This is a genomic window from Nannocystis bainbridge, from assembly GCF_028368995.1.
GTDB lineage: Bacteria > Myxococcota_A > Polyangia > Nannocystales > Nannocystaceae > Nannocystis > Nannocystis bainbridge.
The window spans coordinates 2,878,708-2,900,799 of the sequence record NZ_JAQNDL010000001.1; the positions used below are offsets into that span (position 1 = coordinate 2,878,708).

Here is a 22,092-nt window from a genome sequence, read left to right on the forward strand (position 1 = left end):
GCTCCCATCCCCGACGATCGAAGCGTCGGTCGGCGACGGCGCCGCGAGGACGCCGTCGCCGAGCCGCCTATTTGAACTTCTGCGACGTCTTCGCCTGCTCGAGCGCGATCTCCTTGACCGCCGCGAACGACGTCGAGTTGGAGGCGCCGTCGATCGCCTTGATCGCCAGGTCTTGCGCCTGCTTGAGCGCGGTCGCCAGCTGCTTCGAGAGCTCGAGGATCTGCTCGTCCTGCTTCTTGCTGGCCGCCTCGAGCTCGCCGATCTTCAGCTCCTGGACCTTCTTGCGGCCCTCGAAGTCCTTCTGGGCCAGGTCCGAGGCGATCTTCGACTGCCGGCGCGCGATCGCCATGCCCTCGGCCTCGGCCTTGTTGGTGGCCGCCTCGAGCTCCTTCGGATAGGCCACCGCCTTCGCCTTGAGCTCCGCGTACTCCTGCTCGCGGATCGCGATCGCCTGCTCGCGCTCGTTCCACTGGTTCGTCTTGACCTCCTGCAGCCCGTCGAGCTCGGCCTGCAGGCGCTTCTTCTCCTGCGTCAGCGCGTCGGCGTCGGCCGTGCGCCCGCGCGTCGTCGCGTAGCCGTACTCCTCGGCCTCGCGCGTGCGCGCCAGCTTGCCGGCCGCGTCGGCCTCGGCGACCGAGCGCGTGCGCTCGTCCTGCTGCTTGCGCCAGCCGGTCTTGCGCGCCTCGAGCTCCTCCTCGACCTTGCGCTTGCGGGCCGCGAACGCCTCGTCCGCGCTGCGCTGGGTGTCGAGGTAGCGGCGGACCAGCTCGCGCGTGGTGTCGTCGCCGACCTCGATCGCGTGCAGCGCCTTGAGGTGCTCGGTGTAGCCGGTGATGTCCGCGCGCAGCCCCTCGAGGCGGCCCGACTCGCGGAGGAGGTGTTGCTGCAGCGTCGACGAGGCGTCGCCGAAGCGGGTGCGGATGCTGTCGAGGTCGCGGGTCAGGTCGTCGAAATTCACGGCGGTGCTCTCCTGGGCGGCGGCGGGGGCGGACGGTGCGGACGGGGCGGCCTCGGGGGCCGGAGCGCGGCCCGGCTTGCCGGCCGCGCTGCGCTCCTTCAGCTCCTTCAGCTCCTGGGCCAGCTCGCCATAGCCCTCGAGGATCTCCTGCTTCGTGCTCTTGCTGGTGAACGTCTTCATGGCGCGCGCCTCACTTCCTGGCCGAGGTGCCCTCGATGGCCTTCTGCGCCAGGCCCTGGGTCTGAGCCAGCGCGGCCGTCAGCTGCGCGTTGAGTTCGGCGAGCTGGGTCCGCCCCTTGTCGATGCGGTCCTCGAGCGCCTTGATCTTCAGCTCGCCCACCTCGATGTTGGCCGCGCTCTCGCGCGACGACAGCTCGGCGTCGACCTTGGCGTCGGCGCTGATCCTGACGATCACCTTCTCGCGCACCGACTTGCCGGCGTCCTCGATCTCCTTGAGGTAGCCGGCCGTCTTGCCGCGCAGCGCCTCGATCTCGGCCGTCGCGGCCGCCAGCAGCTTCTCGCGCGCCTCCCAGTTCTTGTCGCGCTGCGCCTGCGACTCTGCCAGTTGCCGCTCGAGCAGGCGCCGCTGCTCCGCGAACTGATCGGCCACCAACCGGCGCTGGCGCTCGATCTCGTAGGCGTACTTCTCCTCGTCCGCCGTGCGCTCCTTGGCCCGGGCCGCGTCCGTCTCGGCCTGCGCCGTCGTCTTCTCCGCGTCCTCCTTGGCCCACGCTTCGAGCTGCCGGACGATCTTCTCGTCGAGCTCGCGGACCTCGGCGGCGAACTTGTCCTCCAGCGTCTGCAGCCGCTTGGCGTCGTCCTGATGCAGGATCTCGAGCGCCTCGGCCGCGATCCGCACGTGCTTCAGGTCCTCGACCCGCGCCGCCTCGGCCGCGATCGCCTTGCGCAGCTCGTCGAGCTTGGTCGCCTCCGACGCCAAGCGATCGGCCAGCGCCTCGACCGCGGCGCCGAAGCTGACCTGCAGCTCCGCGAGCCCCTTGATGATGGTCTCGCTGGTGTACTGCGCGGCGCGCTCGACCGCCTCGCGCAGCTTGGCCCGCTCGGCCGCCTCGGCCTTGGTGGCCGGCTGTGCGGCCTGCTGCGCGTGTTTCTGCAGCAGCGGCGAGAAGCTCTTCAATACTTCGTCTCGGGACTTCGGGGCGATCACACTCGACACTTTCGACTCCTAGGCTGCGCACCCAGCAGGGCGGCGATGCGAGAACCTACCAGAGCCGCATCGCCTGGCGGAGATCACGCGGGGCGCAGAGTCGTGAACCGTCGCGTCGCCGATGCATCGTGCGCGCCGTCGCTCCACGCTCGCGCGGTTCTGCGCCAGTACAGCGTTATCCCGGGACGGCGCCGCCTCTGAACCTCCGAGCTTCTCGCCCCGGCCGGGTCCGGGCTACGCTGGGCATCCTTCGGCGCGCTCATCATCTGTCCCTCAAAACATGTCCTCATGAACATGTCCTCCGAGACAATTCACCTCCATCACGCGCGAGACCTCGAGCTGTCGGCCGCCAGCGGCCTGGTGCGCCGTGATGGTTGGTCGTTCGTGGTCGCCGACGACGAGCTCGAGCTGCACGCCTACCCGGACGACGGCCCCGCGCGCCGCTACCCGCTGCGTCCTGGCGCCCTGCCGACCGAGCCGGAGGCGCGCAAGCGGGCCAAGCCCGACTTCGAGGCCCTGTGCCCGTGGGACGGCGGCGCCCTGCTCGCGCTCGGCTCCGGCTCGCGGCCGAACCGTCACGCCGGCGTCCTCGTCCATGTCGCGAAGGACATGTCCTCTGCGACATGCCACGAATTCTCGCTCGCCCCGCTGCACGCCGCGCTCGCCGGCCTCGTGCCCGAGCTCAACCTCGAGGGCGCCGCGCTGTGGGGCGACCACCTGGTGCTGCTGCAGCGCGGCAACGGGGCCGGCAACCGCAGCGCCCTGATCCGCCTCGACCGCGACGGCGTGGCCGCGGCCGTGGCCGCGCGCGCCGCGTGGCAGGCCGACCTGATCCGCGACCTCGCCTTCCTCGACCTCGGCGACCGCGAAGGCGTGCCCTACAGCGTCACCGACGCCGCCGCCTTGCCCGACGGCGGGCTCTTGCTCACCGCCGCCGCCGAGGACACGCGCGACACCTACGCCGACGGCGCTTGCCTCGGCTCGGCGCTGATCCGCCTCGACGCGCCGCACACCGTCCGCTGGCGGCGCGCGCTGCCGGGCCGGCTCAAGTTCGAGGGCGTATGGGCCGAGCCGGACGGCGACCTCGTCCGCGTCCACCTCGTCGCCGATGCCGATGACCGATCCGTGCGCGCCCCGCTCTGCGTCACCGTCCTCGATCCGCGCACCGGCCTCGCGCGCTGAGCGAGCGACGTCTCGCGCACGGCCGCGACCGGCGTGAGCCGCTCTGCGTCGCCGTCCTCGATCCGCGCACCGGCCTCGCGCGCTGAGCGAGCGACGTCTCGCGCACGGCCGCGACCGGCGTGAGCCTCTCTCTCGCGCCGGCCGCCTGTGATTCTTCGTTCGCCTGCGGCGCCGCCGCGGCAGCGACCCGCGTCGCTCGCCGCTCTCTTGCCAAGCCATGCTGCCCCTGTCAGGCTCGCCCCGGCCGCCATGTCCGACGCCCTCCTCTCCTCTTGCGGCGCCGTCGTCCTCGCGGGCGGACGCTCCTCGCGCATGGGCGCGCCCAAGGCCCTGTTGCCGTGGCGCGGGCAGCCGCTGCTGGGCCACGTCGTCGAGGTCCTGCGCGAGGTGTGCGACCGACCGATCGTCGTCGTCGCCCAGAACGGTCAGCCGCTGCCGCCGCTCCCGTCCGACGTCGTGCTCGCCTACGACCCGCCCGAGTTCGACCACGGCGGCCCGCTCGTCGGGCTGTTCGCCGGCCTCGGCGTGCTGCTCGCCCACCGCGTCGAGTTCGCCTACCTCGGCGCGTGCGACAGCCCGTTTCTCAGCGCCGATTACGTGCGCCTGCTGGTGCGCCGGCTCGTCGACGAACCTGGCCTCGGGGGCATCTTGCCGTTCGACGCCCCCGCCTCGGGCGACCCCGCCGACCGTCACTTCCCGCACCCGCTCGCCAGCGCCGTGCGCGTCGCCGCCGCTCACGCCGCCGCCGCCGAGGTGTTGGCCAAGCACGGCAGCCGCCCGCTCTTCATGTTCGACCGCCTCGGCGCTCGCTGGCTCGACGCCGCCGAGCTGCCCGACCGCCGCGTCCTCCGCACCTGCAACACCCCGCAGGAGTACGACGAGGCGCTCGCGCTCGACCGTCAGGACCGCGGCAGCGACGGACCATGATCGGCGCCGGTCGGCGCCTTCGGCCGACCGACACGGCCGCGACCGATCGGTGCCATCGGCCCGCGAACACGGTCGCGAGGTCTTCGGCCTCCTGTCCCTTGCGCCAGGTCCTCCTCGCATTCGCGCGCGGGTGAGTCACGCCACGCCTCTGCGCCCGCCGCTCGCGCCGTTCGCGTGGTAACGTCGCGCCGGTGAACGACCCCGTGTCCGTGCCCGCGCCCGCGCCCGTCGCCTCGCGCAACCCGCTCCGGCGCATCTATCAATGGGTGCTGAGCTGGGCCGACACCCCGTACGCCGTCCCGGCGCTGGTGGCGATCGCGTTCGTCGAGTCGAGCGTGTTCCCGATCCCGCCCGACGTGCTGCTGATCGCGCTGGCGCTGTCGGTGCCGACGCGGGCGTTCCGGTTCGCGCTGTGGTGCACCCTCGGCTCGGTGCTCGGCGGCCTGTTCGGCTACCTGATCGGCTACGCGCTGTGGTCGACCTTCGAGCCGTACATCGTCGGCCCGGTGTTCTCGCGCGAGAGCTTCGAGCTCGTCACCGGCTCGTACCAGGAGCACGGCGAGCTCGCCGTCTTCATCGCCGCCTTCACGCCGATCCCCTACAAGGTCTTCACCGTGGCCGCCGGCGTCGCCCAGCTCAACATCGTCGGCTTCGCCCTCGCCAGCATCCTCGGCCGCGGCGGCCGCTTCTTCCTCGTCGCCGCCGTCATCAAGCTGGCCGGCCCGCGCGCCAAGCAGCTGATCGACAAGTACTTCGACGTCGTCACCATCGTCACCGGCCTCCTGCTGGTCCTCGGCGTCGTGCTCTACCAGCTGCTGCGCTAGCGCCTCGGCCGTCGGCTGCGCGAACGGACATGTCCGTTCGCGCATGCCCTCGAGGACATGTTCGATCGGACATGCCCCTGAGGCCAGTGTCATTGGTTCGGGGCGGGCCCGATCTTGACGCTCGCCGCGCCACCGGGCACCTCTCGAGGTGAGCATGACGGACCCCGCCTTCGTGAGCTGCCCGGGCCTGACCGACGACGAGCTGCGCGAGGTGTTGCGCGAGCTGAAGGCCGCGCGCAGGGAGCGGTCGCGGATCCACCGCGCCCTGGCGGTGTTCCGATACCACGCCGACTGGCACCAGGTGATGTGGCACATCGCTCGCCACCGCCTGACCCGCGTCGAGGATCACGAGCCCTTGCTGTCCGTGCTCGCCGAGACTGCCGCGCTCGATCCGTCCTCGTCCCCCGACCTCGCCCAGATCGCCGCCGACCTGCTCACCCGCCTGCCCGACGAGCGCGACCACGGCCTGCCCTCCGGCTGGAACCCGCACTTCGACGACCTCGTGTTCGCGCTGTTCCGCCACGATCGCGCCCCCTTCCTGGCCGTGCGCCCGGGCCTGCCACCGCGCCTGCGCTGCGCCCTCGACTTCGTGCGCGGCCGCCTCGGTGAGCGGCTCGACGAGGACGAGCGCGCCGACGTCCTGGCGATGCTGCTCGCCCACGCTGGCAGCGTCGGCCTCACCGGCCCCCATGCCCTGCAGCTCCTCGACGACGACGGCGAGTGGCAGGAGCTCATGCTCGCGACGGCCGACGAGGTCCGTTCCGTCGCCCTGCGGTTCGGCAGCGGCGAGGCCTGGGACGACGGGCTCGACGCCGAGGTCCGCAAGAACCGCTGGACCCGTTTCGACGACGTCTTGCCGGCGCTGGTCCGCCTGCCGCTCGCCGAGTTGCTGGCGCTGCTCCTGCCGCATCGCCTGTCCGCGGGCATCGTGCACACCCTCTTCGCCGATCGGTCCGAAGACGACGAGACCCTGCGCGCCGCCGCCCTGACGCTCCCGGACGATGCCGATGGCGTCCGGCTGCGCCACGGCATCGCCGAGACGCTGAAGGCCCGGGCGGCATCGCCGGTCGAGCAGTGCGCGGTACAGCTGACGCGCGTCGGCCCCGAGCGGATGCGCCTGATCAAGCTGCTCGCCACCCGCACCCCGCTCGGCGTGCAGGGGCTCGCGCTGCCCTCGAAAGCCTGCCCGCCGAGGTCTCGCCCGGCATGCCGGCCGACGCGGCGAGGCAGCTCGCTACCGACGTGCAGGCCCTGGGCGGCGAGCTCGTGCTCTCGAGGTTCCGCATCACCCCCGGCCACGTCGTCCGCGATCTGCTCCCGTGATGGCAGCCAGCCAACGGCAGGTCGTGACGGCGCGGCACACCGACCTCGCCCAGATCACGCCTGCGCGGCGAAACTCGAGCCGCGCGGCCCGAACCGGGCTACACAGCGAGCAGCCATGAACGCAACCTCCCGCACGGCCCTCCTCGTCGGCGCCACCGGCCTCGTCGGTCGCGAGCTCCTCCGCCAGCTGCTCGCCGACCCGCGCTACACGGCCGTCACCGTCCTGGCCCGCCGCTCGGCCGGTGTGCAGCACGACAAGCTCACCGAGCACCTCGTCAATTTCGATCGCCCCGACGACTGGCGCGCCCTGGCCACGGGTGACCACCTCTTTAGCGCCCTCGGCACCACGCTCAAGGTCGCCGGCTCGCGCGAGGCCCAGTACAGGGTCGACTACACCTACCAGCACGAGACGGCGCGCGCGGCCCGGCAAAACGGCGCCGAGGTCTACGTCCTGGTGTCGAGCACCGGCGCCTCGGCGAAGTCGCCGATCTTCTACTCGCGCATGAAGGGCGAGCTCGAGCGCGACACCGCGGCGCTCGAGTTCCCGCGCGCCCGCTTCCTCCAGCCCGGCCCGCTCGACGGCGATCGCCAGGAGCAGCGCGCCGGCGAACGCTGGACACTGCGGATCCTTCGCCCGCTGGCGCCGATCCTGCCAGCCGCGGCCCGCCCGATCGACGCCGCGATCGTCGCCCGCGCCGGCATCACCGCCGCCTTCGACCCGACCCCAGGCCCGCTCCGCCTCGGCGCCGCCGACCTGTTCCGCCTCGGCTCCCCGGCATGACGCCAACCATGCCCCGAGGACATGTCCTAAAAAACATGTCCTAATAGACATACTGCTCTCAAGTCATTTTTGACGGTCCGATCGGGCATTCTTTTTTAAAAAAAGACCTGACGCTCACCGCCGCGAACCGGCGATGAACACCGCCTCTGGCTCCGCCAGCGTCCCCGGCGATACCCGCGGATCGGCCGCGAGGATTAAAAAGCTCGCCGCCCCGCCGACCGCCAGCACCCCCGGCCCGGGCATCTCCGCGCGATCGAGGCCCCAGAACTGCGCCGGCGTCGTCGTCATCGCCGCCACGATCGCCGGTCCGTCCAGGCCGGCCGCCATCAGCAGCGCGATCTCCTCGCTCGAGATCGCTGGCACCTGCGTGTTGCCGAGATCCGTCCCGTACAGCACCGTCGCCCCGGCCGCGCGCAGCCGCGCCAGATTCTCGCCGGCCGCCCCGCCGAACGCCGAGAGCGTCGAGATCACCGCGCGCCCGGCCCACGCCTCGACCGTGCGCGCCTGCAGCGGCTCGACCGGCGCGTGCGCCAGCAGATCGGCTCCCGCGTCCGCGGCCGCGCGCGCGTGCCGATCGAACAGCGCATGCGCGGCCACCTTCAGCCCGCGGGCGTGGGCTGCTTGCACGATCGCCCGCAGCGTCGCTGGCGGCAGCGTCGGCCCGTCCGTCACCGGCACCTTGATCACCTTCGCCCCGGCGGCCGCCAGCGTCTCGACCGCCTGCGCCGCCGCCCTCGCGTCCTCGACCTCGAGCCCGAAGCCATCCTCGCCCCAGTCGCGGGTCGGGTAACCGGCGCGCGCCGTGATCATCGGCCCGCTCGCCAGCACCACCAGCTCGGGCGGGGCCTCGCGCTCGCGCAGCGCCGTCAGCGGGGCCGCCAGGTCGACCACCGCCGCGACCCCGCCGTCGAGCAGGCGCCGTCCGCCGGGCAGGTAGCTCAGGTGCACGTGGCTGTCGATCGCCGCCGGCACGATCCACCGCCCCGCGCGCTGCAGCGCCGGCACCCCCGCGGCGACCTCCCCGATCGCCGCGATCCGGCCGTCCTTCACCTCGAGGTCCGCGACGCCGACGCCGACGATCTCCGCCCCGCGGATCACGAAGTGCCCCCCGCGCGGCTCCATCGGGGCCTGGGCGCTCGCCTGCGCCTCGCGCTGCACCACCTCGCCGGCCGGCCGCGCCGCCTCGGGCGCCCGCCCCGGCGCGCACGCCAGCGAGATGAGTCCGAAGAGACATGTCCCGAAGGTCAGCCCGCGTCGCGCCATCCGCTCGAACGTACGCGCCACAGGCTGAAGCAGATCGGTCGGCTTTCCGGTCGTCCCGGAGGACCCTCCCCGGGCATCGTTTCCGCCCGCGCGCCGCCTCTCCGCGGCGCCTCACGCCTCCCGGCTAGCGACGACCCCGTCATCGCCTGCCGTCCTGCGCCGGCGACCCCGCCGTCACGCGACGTCGAGAGACGTGTCCTCAAGGGCATGCCTCTTCGAACATGCCCCTTCGGACCTGTCCATTACGCCTTCTTCGCCTGCGCCTTGGCGGCCAGGAACGCGCCGATGCGGGCGCGCAGGGCCGGGTCGGACCAGTGGGGCAGCAGCGCCTCGCGTTCGGCGCGGCGCTGGGCCTGGCTCATGTCGAGCACCCCGCTGCGGAGGGCGCGCTTCGCCGCCGAGTAGGCGGTCGCGGGGTGGCCGGCGAGCTCGCTTAGGCGCTGGCGGGCGACCGCCTCGGCCGCGGCGGCCACCTCGTCGACCAGGCCGACGCGCAGCGCCTCCTCCGGCCCGTACAGGCGGGCGCCGAGGATCACCTCGTCGAGCGCCTGCGGATTGACCCGTTTGCGCGCCAGCGCCAGCGCGGCGCCCGGGAAATGCAGCCCCAGCGCGACCTCGTTGAGGCCGATCTTCAGCCGCGGGTCGGCCGCGCACACACGGTGGTCGCAGCACATCGCCACCAGGCAGCCGCCTGCGATCGCGTGGCCGCCGACCAGCGCGACCGTCGGGCCCGGGTAGTTGTAGAGCTCGAGCAGCAGGTCCTCGAGGACCGCCAGGAATTCGTCGAGCCCGGCCGCGTCGAGGGTCGCGAGCTCGAAGAAATTGAGGCCGGCGGAGAACGCATCGCCCTCGCCGCGGACCAGCACCGGCTGGCCCTCGGCCCGCGCCAGCTGGCCGCGAAGCGACTGCATCAGCGCCGAGCTCAGCGCGTTCTTCCCCGGACCCGAAAGGACGACATCGATCATCGCCCTGATTTTACCGCGTCGGACCGGCGCGCGGCTCAGCGGAACAGCGAGAGGATCTTGTCCCACCAGCTCCGGGCGCCCGCGGCCTTCGCGGCGAGCCCCGCGTCGTCGTCCGCGCTCTGCCCGGTCGGGGCCTCCGGGCCGCTCGTATCGCTGTCGGCGCCGTCGGGCCAATCGGCCAGCAGCTCCTCGAGCGTCTCGACCAGGGACGTGTAGTCCTGGATCTCCGACTGCAGGTAGATCCGCTCCGGCACGTTCTTGTTCTGGATCGGCGCAAAAGCGGCCTGCACCGTCGCCAGGTGCTCGCGGCCGCGGAGGAGGCAGCGGGTCACCGCCCCCTTGGCCTCGTCGCCGGTCTGCCCCAGCTCGACCAGGTCGCGCGCCGCGGCCTCGGCCGAGCTCACGGTCTCCTTGTCGTGGCGGTCGAGGCAGTCGAGCAGCTGCGGCAGGCAGGCCGCGAGCGCCTGCCTCTGGCGCGCGCGATCGCCTTCGAGCTCGGTCTGGATCTTCTGCGCCAGCAGGTGCGCCGCGTGCCAGCGCGTGCGCGGCACCGGCGACTGCAGCTCGGCCAGCGCCGACTCGACCGTGTACTCGACCTCGGGCTCCTCCGCTTGCTCCGAGACCGCGGCCCGGTTGGCGACCATCTGCCCGGCCTGGGCGTTCATCGCCGCGACGTGGGCCGGGTTGTACTTGGCGTACAGCTGCCCGTACTGGCTCGTGATGCGGTGCATCGTGTCCTGGCTCATCGCCTGGTTCCACGCGTCGCGGCCGGCGTTCCACGCCGCCTCGCTGACGCCGTGGCGCGCCAGCAGGCCCGCGAAATCGACGCCCGGCTGGGTCGCCTCGGCCGACAGGCGCGCGTACATGTCGAGCGTCAGCCCGCCGCGCGACTCCTGGCTCATGTCGGCGACGTCGCCGAAGTGCGCCTGCATCGTCAGCGCGGTCTGGGCTGCGTTGAAGCGGGCCCACAGCTGGCCGCTCTTGTCGGCGTCCATGCGCGAGTGCCAGCTGTTCCACGCCTGCGCCCAGGCGGCCTCGTCGACGCCCTTGGTGCCGAGGTAGCGCAGGAAGTACGGCTTGAACGCGGGCTCGCCGTGTTGCGCGCGCAGCTCGTTGTGTTTGCTCATGGTCTCGGCCATGGCTTCGATCGTCAGTCCGTGAATGCTGTCCATGTGGGGGGCTCCGAGGGCGGGCGGATACCACTCGCCACGGCGCCCGCACAAGCCGGCGAAACCGCGCCACCATCCTGTTATCCTCCCGGCCATGCGTCCCGTCCTCGCCCGCCTCGCGGCCCCGCTGACCCTCCTCGCCCTCGTCGCCTGTCAGAGCGCCGACAAGCCCGCCGACAAGCCCGCCGCCGCCGAGCCCGCGACCGACAAGCCCGCCGCCGACAAGCCCGCCGAGCCCCCCGCCGAGCCGGCGACGAAGGTCGATCCGAACGTCCCGCTGACCGGCGAGCGCCACTTCAAGTCGCTGCAGCAGCTGACCTTCGGCGGCGAGAACGCTGAAGCCTACTTCGCCGGTGACGAGAAGCGGCTGGTGTTTCAGAGCACCCGCGACGGCGCCGGCTGCGACCAGATCTACACCCTCGACCTGGCCGAAAAGGCGACCCGGCGCGTCAGCTCCGGCAAGGGTCGCACGACCTGCGCCTACTTCCTCCCGGGCGATCAGCGGGTCCTCTACGCCTCGACCCACGCGGCCGCCGACGACTGCCTGCCCAACCCCGACCGCAGCCGCGGCTACGTGTGGAAGCTGTACCCCGAGTTCGACATCTACACCGCCGCCGTCGACGGCAGCGACATCCAGCCGCTCGTCACCGGCCCCGGCTACGACGCCGAGGCCACCGTCTCGCCGACCGGCGACGCGATCGTGTTCACCTCGACCCGCGACGGCGACCCCGAGCTCTACAAGATCAACGTCGACGGCACCGGCCTGGTGCGCCTCACCAACACCCCTGGCTACGACGGCGGCGCCTTCTTCTCGCCCGACGGCAAGCGCCTCGTCTACCGCGCCAACCACCCCGAGGGTGACGCCGAGCTCAAGGCCTACGACGACATCATCAAGGAGCACCTGGTCCGCCCGACCCGCCTCGAGATCTTCGTCATGAACGCCGACGGCAGCGACCAGCGCCAGATCACCAAGAACGGCAAGGCCAACTTCGCCCCGTTCTTCCACCCCGACGGCAAGCGCATCATCTTCAGCTCCAACCAGGGCGACCCCCGGGGCCGCGACTTCGACCTCTACCTGATCGGCGAGGACGGCCAGGGCCAGGAGCAGGTCACCCACAGCGACACCTTCGACGGCTTCCCGATGTTCACCCGCGACGGCAAGCACCTGGTGTTCGCCTCCAACCGCGGCGCCAAGAACCCCGGCGACACCGACGTGTTCCTGGCCGAGTGGGTCGACTAGCCGCCTGACCCGAAGGACATGCCCCGAGGGACCTGTCCTAAGGGGCCTGTCCCGAAGGACCTGTCCCCGGAGCCTGCTGGGCCCGGGCCTCGAGCTCCGCCTGTCGCCGCTCGCGCTTGGCCGCGAACATCCCCTCGAGCGCGACGAAGTAGACCACCAGGTCGAGCGCGACGAACACCGCCACCCCCGCGGCGATCGCCAGCCCGCGCCCGCGTCCGCGGCGGCGCAGGGCCCGGCCGGCGAACACCGCCGCGGTGACGATGGCCGGCAGGACCAGCAGACCGGCCCAGCCGAGGTACGCCGCGTCGAGCACCAGCGTCGGCGGCGGAGCCATGTCCGCCACCAACGGGCCGCTCAAGACTCGGGCTCCGTCAGATACGAGTAGGGCGTCTGCTTCCACACCGCCGGCCAGGTGGCGGTCACGCTGGGCCGCTCACGCATGCGCCCGCAGAAGGCGTGGAGGTTGGGGTAGCGCAGGCCGAGCTCGAGGCCGAGGTGCGCCGCCGTGGACACGTAGGCGAACACCGCGAGGTCGGCCAGGCTGATCGCCGAGCCGGCCGCCCAGTGGCCGATGCCGTAGTAGTACTCCCAGAAGAACAGCTCGTCGTGGAGGAACGACGCCAGGTGATCGACCTCGGCCGGGTCGAGGTCGATCGCCTTGGTGTTCATCAGGTACGAGAACAGCGCCATCCCGACCTGCTTGAGGTTGTTGGCCTCGTGCAGCCGCGTCAGCGCCAGAGCCCGCAGCGCGTTGGTGTTGGGCAGCAGCGCCGGCTGCGGGTAGGCGTATTCGAGGTAGTCGAGGATCGCCAGCGTCTCGTAGACGACGATGTTGCCGTCCATCAGCACCGGCACGGTCCCGCGCGGGTTCTTGGCCAGCATCTCCGGGCTCTTGTGCTCACCGGCCGCGAAGTTCAGCAGCTTGCACTCGTGGTCGAGCCCCTTCTCTTCGAGCGCGAGCCGGACCATCCAACACGGCGGAGAGCACTCGACCGCGCGGATCGTGCTGGGGTCCGGCATGTAAAGCCTGATCTCCTCAGACGATTCGGACGAGAACATGCGTGCGTCTTGATTAACAGATCCGTCCGCCGCGCGTCAAGCGCACACGCGCTCGACCGGTGAAAGCCGGCCGCAGCGGCCTCTCGCGGGTCTTCGAGTACACTTCTCGGCCATGAACGCCGGGAAAGCCAAGAAGCGCGTGCTCATCGTCGGCGGTGGGTTCGGCGGCCTGCGCGTCGCTCGCGGGCTCGCGGGCGCCGACGACCTCGAGATCACCCTCCTCGACCGGCGCAATCACCACCTGTTCCAGCCGCTCCTGTATCAGGTCGCCATGGCCGGCCTCAGCCCGGCCGAGATCGCCGTCCCGATCCGCACCGTCTTCAGCCGCCAGAGCAACTGCCGCGTCATCCTCGAGTCCGCCGCCGGCATCGATTTCGCCAACAAGAAGCTCAAGACCACCGGCCTCGGCGACCTCGACTACGACTGGCTGGTGCTCGCGTGTGGCTCCCGTCACAGCTATTTCGGCCACGGCGAGTGGGAAGACTACGCGCCCGGCCTCAAGTCGCTCGAGGAGGCGACCGAGATCCGCCGCCGGGTCCTCACCGCGTTCGAGCTGGCCGAAAAAGAGACCGACCCGGCCAAGCAGCGGCGCCTGCTGACGTTCGTGGTCATCGGGGCCGGCCCGACAGGTGTCGAGCTCGCCGGGGCGCTCGGCGAGATCAGCCGCTTCACCCTGTCCCGCGATTTCCGCCGCATCGACCCCGAGCGCGCCCGCGTGATCCTCATCGAGGCCGGTCCGCGGATCCTCCCGACCTTCGCCGAGAAGCTGTCCGACAAGGCCACCCGCGACCTCGAGCAGCTCGGCGTCACCGTGTGGACCAACACCATGGTCACCAACGTCACCGCCGAGGGCGTCGTGCTCGGCGGCGAGTCGGTGCAGTCCGCCACCGTGCTGTGGGCCGCCGGCGTGGCCCCGTCCGAACTCAACCGCAGCCTCGGGGTCGAGCTCGACCGCCAGGGCCGCATCATCGTCGACAAGGACTGCAGCATCCCCGGGCACCGCGAAGTGTTCGTCATCGGCGACCAGGCCCACCTCGAGGAGGAGCCCGGCAAGCCGCCGCTGCCCGGCCTGGCCCCGGTGGCGATCCAGCAGGGCCGCCACGTCGCCCGCAACATCCTGCTCGAGCTCAAGGGCAAGCCGCGCGAGCCGTTCCGCTACGTCGACAAGGGCCAGATGGCGACGATCGGTCGCCGCCGTGCGATCGCCCAGTTCGCCGGCATGGAGATCGCCGGCTTCGTCGCCTGGCTGGCCTGGCTGCTGGTCCACGTCTACTACCTGATCGGCTTCAAGAACCGCCTCCAGGTCATGTGGGAGTGGACCTGGTCGTATATTCGGTTCCGCCGCGGCGCCCGCCTGATCGTCAACAAGGACTGGCGCGCCCCCTTGCAGACGCCGACCAAGCCGGCCGAACAACCGGCCCCGGTCGAGTCGCTCCCGCCGCCGGCCACCCAGGCCCCCGCGTGAGCGCGTCACCGCAGCCATGAATCCGAGCGCCGGTGAATTCGAGCTTCTGGACGCCGCGCGGACCCTCGGGACCCGCGCGGTTTCGCCATGCGCGTCCGCCCGTGCGCACCCCCACGCCGCGGAAGTCCTTTGCAAAAGCGGCCGGACTGCCGTGATCATCGTACCGCCCGCGATGTCCGCCACGCCCGACGAAGTCCCTCACGACTACGACATGAGCGGCTCGCTGTGGATGCGTCTCGTCGACGCGACCAGCATGTCGGTGTTCTTCTTCTTCGAGTACCTGCTGGCGCGCGACGTGTACCTGCACCTCGAGGCCGCGCCCGCGGGTCCGGCGGTCTGGCTGCTGCCGGTGGCGCTGCTGCTCGGCTACGTCACCGCCGACTTCGTCTCGGGCTTCGTGCATTTTCTCGCCGACAACATCGGCTCGACGCGCACGCCCTTCTTCGGCCCGGTGTTCATCCGCCCGTTCCGCGAGCACCACATCGACCCGCTGGCGATAACCCGCCACGACTTCCTCGAGGTCAACGGCGCCAACTGCCTGATCAGCCTGCCGATCCTGATCGGCACCTGGTACTTCGTCCCGATCCACGACGCCGCCTCGCTGTTCTTCGCCGCCTACATCGGCCTGTTCCTGTTCGGCATCTTCCTCACCAACCAGTTCCACAGCTGGGCCCACAGCCCCCGCCCGCCGGCGTGGATCCGCGGCCTGCAGCGCTCCGGCCTCATCCTCGGCCCCGAGCACCACGCGCGCCACCATACGCCGCCGTTCAACAGCTACTACTGCATCACCTCCGGCTGGCTCAACCCGATCCTCGCCCGCACCCGCCTGTTCGAGCGCCTCAAGGAGCCGCTCCGCCGCGTGCTCGAGCCGATCGCCGGCAAGGCCGACGAGGTCGGCGGCGTCCAGGAGTGACCTGTCCGCGAGGACAGGTCACATGTCTCTCGCGCCAGGTCGCACGACCTGGCCGGAAGGCCAGGCGACCCTACGTCGGCCGGGTCCACAGCGGCGGCCAGTCGTCGAAGCGCAGCAGCTCGACGCCGTCGATCGCCAGCGCGTAGAGCGGCTCGTCGGGGAAATCGCCGAGCCGGATCGTCCAGCGCTCGCCGTCGACCTCGGCCACGTACATGGCCGAAGGGTCCTGTCCCTTCGACCAGTCGATGACTCGCCGCAGCCGCCCGTCCATCAGAACCCCAGGCTCTGGTTGACGGCCGCGTCGGTCTTCTGGGCGCTCTCGACGATCGCCAGGTAGGCCGCGTCGCCGGTGAGGCCCTTGGCCAGGTTGCGCTCCAGCAGCCACTCGAAGCTCGGCCCGTCGGGGTCGCCGTACTTGGCGCGATCGCGCTCCTGCAGGGCCGCCAGCTCGGCCGGGTCGGACATCATCGCGCGGGCCGTCATGCGGGCGTCGTGGCGGATCTGGTAGGCGCGCCGGGCCTGCTCCTCGGCGGGGATCTGCTCCGCCTGCCACCGCTCGACCTCGCCGGCGATGGTGGCCACGCGCTCGAGATAGAGCTGCCGCGCCTGGCGATTGGTCCAGCGCGTGCCGGCCTGCTCGAGCCGCTCGGCCTCGGCGACGTCCTGCGGCCGCGGCAGACCGTCGGGCCAGGCCTCGCTCACCGGGATCTCGCGCGCACAACCTGCGAGCGCCGGGCCGGCCAGGCTCAGCGCGACGAGGACGAACCGGAGCCACGAGCGCACGCGGGCAGCATGCCACAGCGCGCCGGCCCCTGTAAGCCGCGGCGGACGCCGGCCGTTCGCAAGCTATCATCGGCACCCTCGCCGCCTCGTGAGCCCGTGATGCATCGACTCCGACCCCTCCTGGCCGCCGCGTTCCTCCTCTCTTCGTTCGGTTGTTCCATGGCGCCCAGGCGGGAGACCGCGTCCTCGCCCCCGATGGATGCCTCGTGGGGCGGCGGCGGCGCGATGGCCGACGGCGACGTGGCCGCGCCCGAGATGGCCCCCATGCCCGCCGAAGCCGACGGGAGCATCGACTTCAAGAGAGACGAGGCGATGACGAAGTCGATCGCCCCGACGACCTCGCTGAGCGCTCCGGCCCCGGCGCGGGGTCCAGTGGCCGGCCCCCCGGAGCCCAGGCCGGCGAGCACCCCGACCGTCAGCGGCGGTCAGGGCGAGGACAAGGAGAAGGAGCCGCAGAAGCAGTTCGCGCGGCAGATCGTCTACACCGCCGACATGGCGATCTCGTGCTTCAAGCTCGACGAGGCCATGCAGCGGGCCGAGGCCTTGACGCTCGAGTCCGGCGGCTACGTGCAGACCATGTCGCAGGGCTACTTCGTCCTGCGGATCCCCGCCGTCCAGCTGCGCCGCGTCATGGAGGAGCTCGGCAAGCTCGGCGTCGTCGAGGGGCGCAACCTCCAGGCCCAGGACGTGACCCAGGAGTTCGTCGACCTCACCACGCGGATCCGCGTGCTGCGCGAGACCCAGAGCCAGGTCCTGCTCCTGCTCAAGCAGGCGCGCAACGTCCAGGAGGCGCTCGACGTCCGCCGCTCGCTCGACGCCATCACCCTCGAGCTCGAGACGGCGCTGGGCCGCCTGCGCCTGCTCGAGAACCAGATCGACTTCTCCACCCTCACCGTGCGGATGAGCGAGCGCGGGCCCCAGAACGCGGTCCCGTCGAGCAACGATCCCTTCCCGTGGGTCGACACCCTCGGCGTCGAGGCCACCGAGTGGAACTGAAGGCCATGTCCAAAAATACCTGTCTCTTCGCACTCGTCATCGCCGCGACCGCGCTGCTGTCCGGCTGCAAGAAGTACGCGATCGAGCCGCCGGTCGGCTTCGTCGAGGTCAGCAGCAACTCGTACGAGACGCGCATGAAGGCCCAGGACGACGTCGGCCTGCGCGTCCACCGGTTCGCCAACGTGCGCGGCGGCTCGCTCGGTTACTGGGCCGCCGACCTCGTCACCAAGCTCGGCAAGCGCGGCTACGTGCTCACCGGCCAACAGCCGGCCCGCAGCAAGAACGGCCGCGAGGGCACCCGCTTCGACTTCGACTACGCGATCCCCGGCAGCGACGAGCCCAAGTTCTACACCGTCGTCCTGTTCGTCACCGACGATTACAAGTTCACGCTCGAGCTGGCCGGCGACCGCCAGCACGCCGCGACCCATCGCGCGCGCATCGCCGAGATCGCCGGCGAGCTCAAGATCCGCGGCTGCAAGCCGGCCTCGAAGATCTGCCGCAGCCCCCAGCCGCCGAAGCTGAGCTCCCCGCCGCCCGACCCGCTGCCCGGCCTGCCCGAGCCCGTCGTGCCCACGACCCAGCCCGCCGGCCCGCCTGCCCCTCCGCAGGGCCCGTGATTTCACCGCCTCGCACTCGCCTCGCTTTCGCGGTCGCAATGCGCTCGCGGCCATCGGCCTCGCGCGCATGAAGGTCCGTCCTTGACGTCCTCCCCCGCGGCGGGCCACCAATAGCCTGCGTGCCGCCCGACGAACTCGTCTCCGCCGGTCTCGCCCACGCCCGGCGGTGGGCCCTGCTCGCGGCGCTGCTCGGCTTCGCGGCCGGCTGGACCGCGTGGGCCCTGCTGCGCGGCGATCCAGCCGCGCTCGTCGCCGGCGACCTCGACCCCGCGCAGCGGCTCGCCGCGCTCCGTGCCGGCCTCGCAGGCCTGGTCGTCCTGCCCGTCGTCTACTTCTTCGCCGCGCGGCGGCTGCAGCGACCGCTCGCCGAGCTCGCCGTCACCTGGAATCATCGCCTCCTCCTCCTCGCCGGCGCGCCCGCCTGCGTCCTCCTCGCCGCGCCTGGCCTCGCCGAGCGGCGTGGCTTCGTCCCGCTCGCCGTCAGCCTCGGCCTCGGCCTGCTCGCCGCCGCCACCGCGTCCGGCTGGCGCGACGTGCTCGCCCGTCAGCCTGCGCGTCCGCGCCTCACCGCCGGCCTCTTGTTCGCGCTCGGCCTCGCCGTCGCCGCCCTGCTCGTCCACCTCGGCGTCGTCCGTCATCACGCCCTCGTCAGCAACATCCACGACCTGGGCATCTTCGAGAACGTGCTGTGGCGCTCGCTCCACGGCGACCTGCTGGCCACCAGCCTGTTCCCCGGCGACACCTTCAACGGGCAACACTTCGCCCCGCTGTTGCTCGCGCTGGTCCCGTTCTACGCCCTGAGCCCGCGCGCCGAGACCCTGATCGCCCTGCAGGTGGTGTGGCTGTGCTCGGCCGCGATCCCCCTGTATCTGTTCTCGCGCCGGCGCAGCGGCAGCCTCGCGCTCGGGTTCGCCGTCACCCTCGCCTTCCTCGTCTCGCCGCTGGTCCACGCCAACGCGCTGTGGGATTTTCATGACCTCACGCTCGCCGTGCCGCTGGTGCTGTGGGCACTGTGGGCCCACGACGGCGATCGCCGGCTCGGCCTCGCCCTGGCCGTGGGCGCCCTCCTGCTCGCGCGCGAGGAGATGGGCCTCGTGGTCGCCGCGCTCGGCCTGTTCGTCGCGCTCGACGGCCGCCCGCGCCGCGGCCTCGTCCTGCTCGCGCTCGGGCTCATGTGGTTCATCCTCGTCGCCCGCGTGTTCGCGCCCGGCACCGGCGTCGGCGCCCACGCCGACGGCTTGCGCGGCAACCTGGCCGAAGCGACAGGTTATGGCGACCTCGCGCTCGCCCTGCTCGCCAACCCGCTGCGGCTCCCGCTCGAGCTGCTGCGGCCCGACAAGTTCGGCTACCTGCTGTGCCTCGGCGTCCCGCTGCTGCTGTTGCCCGCGCTCGCCGGTCGCCTGCTCGTGCTGCTGCTCCCGGCCGCCGCGATCTTCGTGCTCAGCGGCAACCAGTACGTCGCCGATCCGTACTTCCACTACACGAGCTTCTTCTTGCCCGCGGTGTTCGCCGCCGCTCCTGTCGGCGCGCTCCACCTGCAACGATGGCTCGGCGGTCCGCGAATGCACGAGCTGGCCGCCGGCATCGTCGTCGCCGCGCTCGCGTTCGGCTGGTCGTTCGGCCTGCCCGGCGGCAGCTTCCGCGCCGGCTTCCACCCGGTCCCGACCGCGCTCACCGAGGCCGAGCGCGAGCGCCACGCCTGGCTCGCCGGCCTGGCCCGCGACCTGCCCGCCGACGCGTGTGTCGCCGCCACCGGCGACGTCGGCGCTCACCTGGCCGGCCGCCGCTGCTTCGCGTGGTTCCCGGCCCGCCTCGACGTCGACTACCTCGTCCTCCACCGCGAGGACATCAACGCCAAGCACATGCCCCTGCTCCGCAACCTCCGCGCCGAGCAGCGCTTCCGCACCTTCGACGAGCAGCACAAGATCCTGGTGCTGCAGCGCAACCCGGACAAGTAATCCAAATGGACATGTCCCATAGGACATTCTCGAAAGAGCATGTTCTTTTGAACATGTCCATTCATTCCTATTTTCGCATCCATCACCCCGACGCCCCCGCCTGAGACTCGCTGTCCGACCGTGGCGCCTCGCTCGCCGGCGCGCGGCCGCGCTCGCACGTTTTACACAGCCTTGACCGTCGCCGCTTCCGTCCGCCGGTACACCCGACGTCGGAGACAGCGATGCCCACTCGCGGACCTATCTGGTGCACCTTGTTCCTCGCTCTCGGCGTACCCGCGCCCGACGCCGGCGCCAGCGTCTCACCACCTGTCCTCGAGGACAGATATTCCACCACGCAAGCCCCTGGCCCGCTCGCAACGACGAACGCGGCGGTCCTCGAGCACACCCTCGGTCAGGCGCGTGGCCTCGCCGCGCTCGCGCGCCTGGCCGTCGCTGACGACGAAGGCATCGCCCAGGCCGCCCGCGCCCGCCTGCGCGCCCGCGGGCCCGAGGGCCTCCGCGCCTTCGAGCGCGCCCACGAGCCGGCCCTGACCGCCGCCCTCGACGCTCTCCTCGCGGCCGCCGAGGCTCCCATGGATCGCCGCGATCCGGCCGGCCTCCGCGATCCCGCTCGCGCTCGCCTGCTCGACGCCCTCGACCAACTATGCGGCCAGCGCGACTGTCTGGCGTCGCGCCTCTACTGGCACACCGACCTCGACGAAGCTGTGCGAACGTCCAGGCGCGAGGGCAAGCCCGTCCTCTCGCTGCGCCTGCTCGGCGACCTGCGCGACGAGCTGAGCTGCGCCAACAGCCGCTTCTTCCGCGCCCTGCTCTACCCCGACCCAGCAGTGCGCGCCCTCCTGCGCGACCGCTTCGTGCTCCACTGGAGCAGCGAACGGCCCGCCCCGAAGATCACCATCGACCTCGGCGACGGCCGCCAGGTCGTCACCACCATCACCGGCAACAGCGCCCACTTCGTGCTCGACGCCGCCGGCCGTCCGGTCGACGTCGTGCCCGGCCTCCACGCGCCCGCCGAATTCCTGGCCGCCCTGCAGCGCGCCGAGGCCCTCGCGCGTCGCACCGCCATCCTCGCAGGTCCGGCCCTGCGCGACGCGCTCGCCGCTCATCACGAGGCCCGGGCGCGCGACCTCGACGCGTCGTTCGCCCTCATGGTGGGCTCCGCCGGGCGACGCCCGCTGCCCCGCGGAGCTCGCCCCGGCCCCGACCTCCCGCGCGCCGGACAGGCCGCCCCGCTGGCGATCGGCAAGATGGACGTCGAGGCCCCGCTGCTGCGCGCCATCGGCGAGCCCGTCGACCCGCTCACCTCGCGCTACGATCGGATCGCCGAGCTCGCCGCGCCCGCGATCGTCCTCTCGCGCGCGAGCCTCGGCCTGCTGCGCACGCAGCAGTGGCGCAGCGGCGACGCCGTGCGCGACGCGGCCGACCTCACCGCGACGCTCGACGGCCTGCGCCGCACGCTCGCGCTCGACACCCTGCGCAACGAACAGGAGATCCACCGCGAGATCCACGAATGGTGGGCCCGCGGGGCCGACGCGCCGCGCGACCTCTCGACCCTCGTCCGCCGCGTCTACGACGACCTGTTCTTGACCCCCGCCCGCGACCCCTGGCTCGGACTCGCCGACCCGAAGACCTACGGCGGCCTCGTCGGTGGCGGCCGGCGGACGCACGCGCACCTGTGAGCGCGCGCGGGCCCGCCCGCTCGCACCCGTGCCGACAATTCCTGCCCCGAGCCCAGCCGACTGTGTAACTCTCGGGCCCGGAGGCCGGGGGCGTGGGACCCGCGGGCTCGTGCGCATGAGTGATTTCCTCGTCGAAGCCGCCCGCAGCAGCCCCGCGATCGCCGCGAGCCTGAGCAAGCTCCGGCAGCGCGCCGAGGCTGCGATCCGCGACGCCGCGATCGCCGACACCGTGCTCGACGCCCGCGATTCGGCGCCGCACCCGACCGTCCCGCGCGGCTCGGACAGCGCGACGGTGATCCCGCGCGAGCACGCCCACTCGAACGCGATCGACGCCAACACACGCGACGCCCGGAGCTGGAGCGCCGACCTCCTGCGCGACGTCGCCGCGCCCGACGTGTTCGCCAGCAACCCGCTCGGCGAGCTCGAGCTGCTGGCCCTGCGCAGCGCCCAGGCCCTGCGGACCCAGGGCTCGCGCCTGCGGCAGTTCACCATCCTGGTCGCCGGCCTCGCCGCCGCCGTCGTCGGCGCCGGCCTCTACGCCGCCGTTCAGGGCGAGTACGGCCTCGCCGGCGGGCTCGTCCTCGGCGGCCTCGTCGTGCTCGCGCTCGTCATCGGCAAGTGGAACCCGTTCCGCCGGGCCGCCCGCTCCGCCGAGCTCGCCGAGCTCGCCGACGCCACCGCCACCACCCTGCGCCTGCGCATGCGCGCCCTCGCCGAGCTCGGCGACAGCAAGACCCGCGCGCTCGAGCAGTGGAAGGTCGTCATCGAGATGACCGAGTCCGTCCGCCGCCGCCACGCGTAGAAGATACTTTGGGACATGTC

The 22,092-nt window shown here is 71.9% G+C and carries 21 protein-coding genes; 12 read left to right on the plus strand and 9 right to left on the minus strand.

The features are described from left to right. Positions 1-67 precede the first annotated feature (67 nt). The gene (locus tag POL25_RS11200; RefSeq protein WP_272085950.1) at positions 68-1,138 is read right to left on the minus strand and encodes a coiled-coil domain-containing protein; all 1,071 of its coding nucleotides are present in this window, start codon (positions 1,136-1,138) and stop codon (positions 68-70) included. A 10-nt stretch (positions 1,139-1,148) separates the two neighbouring features. Further along, positions 1,149-2,135 carry a coiled-coil domain-containing protein gene (locus POL25_RS11205; RefSeq protein WP_272085951.1) on the minus strand — a complete coding sequence of 329 codons (987 nt, stop codon included), beginning with the start codon at positions 2,133-2,135 and terminating at the stop codon, positions 1,149-1,151. A 285-nt stretch (positions 2,136-2,420) separates the two neighbouring features. Here POL25_RS11205 and POL25_RS11210 point away from each other — a divergent pair, with 285 nt between their 5' ends. From POL25_RS11210 to POL25_RS11225, 4 genes are all read left to right on the plus strand, one after another. Next, complete coding sequence (locus POL25_RS11210) at positions 2,421-3,308, plus strand: DUF6910 family protein (protein WP_272085952.1); 888 nt, start codon at positions 2,421-2,423, stop codon at positions 3,306-3,308. A 249-nt stretch (positions 3,309-3,557) separates the two neighbouring features. Further along, positions 3,558-4,235, plus strand: a complete 678-nt coding sequence (mobA, locus tag POL25_RS11215) for a molybdenum cofactor guanylyltransferase (protein ID WP_272085953.1) — start codon at positions 3,558-3,560, stop codon at positions 4,233-4,235. 191 nt (positions 4,236-4,426) lie between these two features. Next, positions 4,427-5,059, plus strand: a complete 633-nt coding sequence (locus tag POL25_RS11220) for a YqaA family protein (protein ID WP_272085954.1) — start codon at positions 4,427-4,429, stop codon at positions 5,057-5,059. A 154-nt stretch (positions 5,060-5,213) separates the two neighbouring features. Then, positions 5,214-7,163, plus strand: a complete 1,950-nt coding sequence (locus tag POL25_RS11225) for an NAD(P)H-binding protein (RefSeq protein ID WP_272085955.1) — start codon at positions 5,214-5,216, stop codon at positions 7,161-7,163. Between the two features lie 114 nt (positions 7,164-7,277). Here POL25_RS11225 and POL25_RS11230 read toward each other — a convergent pair whose 3' ends face one another. The 3 genes from POL25_RS11230 to POL25_RS11240 all read right to left on the minus strand — a co-directional run bounded on the left by POL25_RS11230 (position 7,278) and on the right by POL25_RS11240 (position 10,518). After that, complete coding sequence (locus POL25_RS11230; protein ID WP_272085956.1) at positions 7,278-8,426, minus strand: amidohydrolase family protein; 1,149 nt, start codon at positions 8,424-8,426, stop codon at positions 7,278-7,280. Between the two features lie 242 nt (positions 8,427-8,668). Continuing rightward, a complete protein-coding gene (locus tag POL25_RS11235; protein ID WP_272085957.1) occupies positions 8,669-9,391 on the minus strand; it encodes an enoyl-CoA hydratase/isomerase family protein in 723 nt (240 codons plus the stop codon). Between the two features lie 35 nt (positions 9,392-9,426). Then, a complete protein-coding gene (locus POL25_RS11240) occupies positions 9,427-10,518 on the minus strand; it encodes a hypothetical protein (protein ID WP_272085958.1) in 1,092 nt (363 codons plus the stop codon). A 136-nt stretch (positions 10,519-10,654) separates the two neighbouring features. On the opposite strand from POL25_RS11240, the gene POL25_RS11245 reads away from it, so the two are divergent. Beyond that, positions 10,655-11,800, plus strand: a complete 1,146-nt coding sequence (locus POL25_RS11245) for a TolB family protein (protein WP_272085959.1) — start codon at positions 10,655-10,657, stop codon at positions 11,798-11,800. A gap of 37 nt (positions 11,801-11,837) precedes the next feature. On the opposite strand, the gene POL25_RS11250 is transcribed toward POL25_RS11245, so the two are convergent. Then, entirely contained in the window at positions 11,838-12,158 is a 321-nt protein-coding gene (locus POL25_RS11250; protein ID WP_272085960.1) for a hypothetical protein, read from the minus strand. Beyond that, entirely contained in the window at positions 12,155-12,820 is a 666-nt protein-coding gene (locus tag POL25_RS11255) for a glutathione S-transferase family protein (RefSeq protein ID WP_272085961.1), read from the minus strand. Before POL25_RS11255 ends, POL25_RS11250 begins: the two co-directional genes overlap by 4 nt. 151 nt (positions 12,821-12,971) lie before the next feature. On the opposite strand from POL25_RS11255, the gene POL25_RS11260 reads away from it, so the two are divergent. Further along, a complete protein-coding gene (locus POL25_RS11260; RefSeq protein WP_272085962.1) occupies positions 12,972-14,324 on the plus strand; it encodes an NAD(P)/FAD-dependent oxidoreductase in 1,353 nt (450 codons plus the stop codon). Positions 14,325-14,496: 172 nt separating this feature from the next. After that, the gene (locus tag POL25_RS11265) at positions 14,497-15,237 is read left to right on the plus strand and encodes a fatty acid desaturase family protein (RefSeq protein ID WP_272085963.1); all 741 of its coding nucleotides are present in this window, start codon (positions 14,497-14,499) and stop codon (positions 15,235-15,237) included. Positions 15,238-15,307: 70 nt separating this feature from the next. Here the strand turns inward: POL25_RS11265 and POL25_RS11270 are convergent, their stop codons facing one another. Then, positions 15,308-15,508 carry a hypothetical protein gene (locus POL25_RS11270; protein WP_272085964.1) on the minus strand — a complete coding sequence of 67 codons (201 nt, stop codon included), beginning with the start codon at positions 15,506-15,508 and terminating at the stop codon, positions 15,308-15,310. Next, positions 15,508-16,020 carry a hypothetical protein gene (locus tag POL25_RS11275; protein WP_272085965.1) on the minus strand — a complete coding sequence of 171 codons (513 nt, stop codon included), beginning with the start codon at positions 16,018-16,020 and terminating at the stop codon, positions 15,508-15,510. The genes POL25_RS11270 and POL25_RS11275 overlap by 1 nt, the downstream gene beginning before the upstream one ends. A gap of 195 nt (positions 16,021-16,215) precedes the next feature. On the opposite strand from POL25_RS11275, the gene POL25_RS11280 reads away from it, so the two are divergent. The 5 genes from POL25_RS11280 (at position 16,216) to POL25_RS11300 (ending at position 22,072) form a co-directional block, all read left to right on the plus strand. Next, positions 16,216-17,016 (plus strand): DUF4349 domain-containing protein, encoded by an 801-nt coding sequence (locus POL25_RS11280; RefSeq protein ID WP_272085966.1) that lies wholly within the window; start codon positions 16,216-16,218, stop codon positions 17,014-17,016. Between the two features lie 5 nt (positions 17,017-17,021). Next, on the plus strand, positions 17,022-17,633 hold the full coding sequence (locus tag POL25_RS11285) for a hypothetical protein (RefSeq protein WP_272085967.1): 612 nt from the start codon (positions 17,022-17,024) through the stop codon (positions 17,631-17,633). A 119-nt stretch (positions 17,634-17,752) separates the two neighbouring features. Next, a complete protein-coding gene (locus POL25_RS11290) occupies positions 17,753-19,591 on the plus strand; it encodes a DUF2079 domain-containing protein (RefSeq protein WP_272085968.1) in 1,839 nt (612 codons plus the stop codon). A gap of 251 nt (positions 19,592-19,842) precedes the next feature. After that, positions 19,843-21,270, plus strand: a complete 1,428-nt coding sequence (locus POL25_RS11295) for a thioredoxin domain-containing protein (RefSeq protein WP_272085969.1) — start codon at positions 19,843-19,845, stop codon at positions 21,268-21,270. A 115-nt stretch (positions 21,271-21,385) separates the two neighbouring features. Continuing rightward, entirely contained in the window at positions 21,386-22,072 is a 687-nt protein-coding gene (locus tag POL25_RS11300) for a hypothetical protein (RefSeq protein WP_272085970.1), read from the plus strand. The last annotated feature ends 20 nt before the right edge of the window (positions 22,073-22,092 follow it).

Excerpts from the sequence above, each read along its gene's own strand:
- POL25_RS11280 (WP_272085966.1), top strand. The coding sequence starts at position 16,216 with ATGGATGCCTCGTGGGGCGGCGGCGGCGCGATGGCCGACGGCGACGTG.
- POL25_RS11285 (WP_272085967.1), top strand. The coding sequence starts at position 17,022 with ATGTCCAAAAATACCTGTCTCTTCGCACTCGTCATCGCCGCGACCGCG.
- POL25_RS11300 (WP_272085970.1), top strand. The coding sequence starts at position 21,386 with ATGAGTGATTTCCTCGTCGAAGCCGCCCGCAGCAGCCCCGCGATCGCC.
- POL25_RS11225 (WP_272085955.1), top strand. The coding sequence starts at position 5,214 with ATGACGGACCCCGCCTTCGTGAGCTGCCCGGGCCTGACCGACGACGAG.
- POL25_RS11240 (WP_272085958.1), bottom strand. The coding sequence starts at position 10,518 with ATGAGCAAACACAACGAGCTGCGCGCGCAACACGGCGAGCCCGCGTTC.
- POL25_RS11210 (WP_272085952.1), top strand. The coding sequence starts at position 2,421 with ATGTCCTCCGAGACAATTCACCTCCATCACGCGCGAGACCTCGAGCTG.
- POL25_RS11260 (WP_272085962.1), top strand. The coding sequence starts at position 12,972 with ATGAACGCCGGGAAAGCCAAGAAGCGCGTGCTCATCGTCGGCGGTGGG.
- POL25_RS11270 (WP_272085964.1), bottom strand. The coding sequence starts at position 15,508 with ATGGACGGGCGGCTGCGGCGAGTCATCGACTGGTCGAAGGGACAGGAC.
- POL25_RS11245 (WP_272085959.1), top strand. The coding sequence starts at position 10,655 with ATGCGTCCCGTCCTCGCCCGCCTCGCGGCCCCGCTGACCCTCCTCGCC.
- POL25_RS11200 (WP_272085950.1), bottom strand. The coding sequence starts at position 1,138 with ATGAAGACGTTCACCAGCAAGAGCACGAAGCAGGAGATCCTCGAGGGC.
- POL25_RS11235 (WP_272085957.1), bottom strand. The coding sequence starts at position 9,391 with ATGATCGATGTCGTCCTTTCGGGTCCGGGGAAGAACGCGCTGAGCTCG.
- POL25_RS11265 (WP_272085963.1), top strand. The coding sequence starts at position 14,497 with ATGTCCGCCACGCCCGACGAAGTCCCTCACGACTACGACATGAGCGGC.
- mobA (WP_272085953.1), top strand. The coding sequence starts at position 3,558 with ATGTCCGACGCCCTCCTCTCCTCTTGCGGCGCCGTCGTCCTCGCGGGC.
- POL25_RS11255 (WP_272085961.1), bottom strand. The coding sequence starts at position 12,820 with ATGCCGGACCCCAGCACGATCCGCGCGGTCGAGTGCTCTCCGCCGTGT.
- POL25_RS11230 (WP_272085956.1), bottom strand. The coding sequence starts at position 8,426 with ATGGCGCGACGCGGGCTGACCTTCGGGACATGTCTCTTCGGACTCATC.